This is a genomic window from Caballeronia sp. INML1, from assembly GCF_023631085.1.
Lineage (GTDB): Bacteria > Pseudomonadota > Gammaproteobacteria > Burkholderiales > Burkholderiaceae > Caballeronia > Caballeronia turbans.
Window position 1 is genome coordinate 1 of the sequence record NZ_JALQDT010000116.1, and the last position, 271, is coordinate 271.

A 271-nucleotide genomic window follows, 5' to 3' on the forward strand; every position below is an offset into this window, starting at 1 on the left:
ACGATGGCGACGCCAAGCGCAACCACGAAGACAATCGGGGTGTAGACCTTGGCGAACTGGTCGACAAATCGCTGCGTCGGGGCTTTGGTGCCTTGAGCGTCCTCGACCGCATGAATGATGCGCGCGAGCGTCGAATTGTTCGCCGCAGCGGTGACTTGAAACTCGAATGAACCCGATTCGTTGATGGTGCCTGCGAAGACGTTATCGCCGAGACCTTTCTCAACCGACATACTTTCGCCAGTAATTGGTGCCTGGTTGACCGTGGTACGCC

The 271-nt window shown here is 57.2% G+C and carries 1 pseudogene; it reads right to left on the reverse strand.

Annotated elements, in window-relative coordinates:
• Nucleotides 1–271 (reverse strand): annotated as a pseudogene (locus NCR38_RS34050) (cation-transporting P-type ATPase); the annotation flags it as partial.